Raw genomic sequence first — 2,095 nt, forward strand, 5'->3', positions numbered from 1 at the left:
CCTGAGGGGTGATTTTGCGCTTTCGAGCATCGTCTCGAGCCATAAGGGACTGGAAAGCTTTCCAAGCGTCGCTGAACGCCATCAAGAGATCGAGGCGTCCAGCCTCATCAACGGGCGTGTTGGTCTGACCACGATCATCCCGATGCTGACCAGCGTCGGCTGTCCTTATAGCTGCAATTTCTGCGTCGATTGGAACAACAAGTACCAGCCCTTACCGGCAGACCAGGTGCGCGAAGACCTGGACTACACCTCGCGCAACTTCAAGGGAGCGCTCATCGGCTATCACGATCCCAATTTTGCCGTCCGATTTGATGAAACGATGGATCTGATAGAGACGATCCCGGCGGATAGGCGCAACGGATACATCATGGAGAGTTCCCTATCGATCCTGAAGGAGTCGCGCCTCGCGAGACTCCGCGACACGAAATGTGTCTACGTCGCGCCCGGGATCGAATCGTGGGTTGATTACTCCAACAAGTCGGGAGCGGTTGGAAAGTCCGGTCGCGAGAAGCTGGAACAGGTCGTCGAGCATATGCATCAGCTTTCACGCTTCGTGCCGGGCATCCAGGCGAATATCCTCTTTGGTACGGAGGACGATAGGGGAGATGAACCCGTAAAGCTTACCCAGGAGTTCATCACGCGTACCCCTGAAATCTGGCCCACAATAAACATACCAACGCCCTTCGGTGGAACGCCGCTATACGATTCTTATTGTGCCGAAGACCGCGTGTTGAGGGCGATGCCCTTCGCCCTCTATTACAATCCCTACTTGGCCATCAAGCCCAGGCACTACTCCGCAGAGGAATACTATCGCCACCTGATCAGCATCCACGAGACTCTGGTCGCTCCTGCGGCCTGGCTGCGTCGCGTTACGACACGACAGAGCCTGCCGATCAAGTTCATCCATGGCTTGAGAAGCTATGCGGCGCTTAGGGAGTTGAGGGAGTTGCGGCAGATTCACCATCAGCTCCTGACCGATCCGGACTTCTCGGCTTTCCATGAAGGCGAAAGCGATTCGCTGCCGACCTTCTATATGCTGGAAATCGATCGCCGTCTGGGTAGCTATGCTTCCCTGCTTGGTGCGTCGGAGAGGCGTCCAGTATTCACTGAAACCCAGGAGGTGGAACGGGCCGTCGTCTGACAACTGCCCGTCTCTCAAGCACTCTCCGTCACCGATCTCCGGTGGGACACGGCCCCATGGAGGCTCCTAACTTGCAGTTCAGCGCGCCGAGGCCTGGCTGTCCGGATCTGTCTTGCCTTCGGAAATTTCCGTGCCAATCGCGTTTTTGGAGAGACGATAGCCTTTCCGCAGGATACGGATTGATCCGCTTGGATGGTCGATGATTGCTGCGGCCAGAAGGCCGTCCTTGGCGAAACAGAAGTGGTGGGTCTTTCCGTCATAAAGCTGGGCACAGCGGAGCCATGAAGCCTTGCCCTTAAAACTTGCCGGGTGCGAGCCGGTCTCTCGAAAGTGATCCGCGATCAGGCGCCCACTCTCAGGCGCGAAAACGCGCTCTGCCTCCAAGACATCGCGCGACCAGGGGCTCGCCGGCAGACTGTCGAGGGGTAAAATCGCTCTCGAGCCATCGTTCCGCAGCAGGTGCAGGGCACCGTTCTCCTGCCAAAGATCCAATGTGGTGCTGCTGCCGTTCTCATCGGTTCTGTCCTGGAAGCTGACGATGCGCCCGTCCAACCAGACTTCGCGCCGTTTTGTCTTCTGGACATGAAGCGGAAGAGAAAAGGCGGTCACCTCGATAGTTACTGACGTCTCCACAGTGACACTGCCGAGGTCGCGGTGAATGACGAGGCTGCTTTCCCCGATGTCTCCAAAAAGGCCATGGATGATGTCGTAGCGCAGGAGCCTCTCCTCCGAGAATGCCTTGCAGGGAGGAAAGAGAATCATGAGAGTGATCGCGAGCAGGATAAACTTGCTTTTCATCACAATGTCCTCAGGCAGTATGCGCTTCTCTAAAAGGTTGGAACATGAGCCGGCGGCGCCGGAGCTTGTCCGGTACGCGGAGCGATTGTCGCCCGGTGGCCGGCCGCTGGATCGCCTTTAGCGTCATGCAAACTACCACCCGCGCTCATCCAGAAG

Annotated in this window: 3 protein-coding genes (1 of these 3 cut by a window edge); 1 reads left to right on the forward strand and 2 read right to left on the reverse strand. The window is 57.2% G+C overall.

Going from position 1 to position 2,095, the window contains the following annotated elements:
* Positions 1 to 1,141: hypothetical protein (locus P8X75_14895; protein MEJ1996468.1), on the forward strand; the 1,141-nt coding region annotated here is incomplete at its 5' end.
* A gap of 78 nt (positions 1,142 to 1,219) precedes the next feature.
* On the opposite strand, the gene P8X75_14900 is transcribed toward P8X75_14895, so the two are convergent.
* The gene (locus tag P8X75_14900) at positions 1,220 to 1,939 is read right to left on the reverse strand and encodes a DUF6134 family protein (GenBank protein ID MEJ1996469.1); all 720 of its coding nucleotides are present in this window, start codon (positions 1,937 to 1,939) and stop codon (positions 1,220 to 1,222) included.
* Between the two features lie 29 nt (positions 1,940 to 1,968).
* Positions 1,969 to 2,095, reverse strand: the final stretch of a protein-coding gene (locus P8X75_14905; protein MEJ1996470.1) for an MFS transporter. 1,379 nt of this gene lie beyond the right edge of the window; 127 of the gene's 1,506 nt are visible here — the last part of the coding sequence; its start codon lies off the right edge, out of view; the stop codon is at positions 1,969 to 1,971.

It is taken from the genome of Limibacillus sp., assembly GCA_037379885.1.
Taxonomy (GTDB): Bacteria; Pseudomonadota; Alphaproteobacteria; order Kiloniellales; family CECT-8803; genus JARRJC01.

What these genes read in the sequence shown, in the direction of transcription:
- P8X75_14900 (MEJ1996469.1), bottom strand. Translation starts at nt 1,939, where the DNA reads ATGAAAAGCAAGTTTATCCTGCTCGCGATCACTCTCATGATTCTCTTT.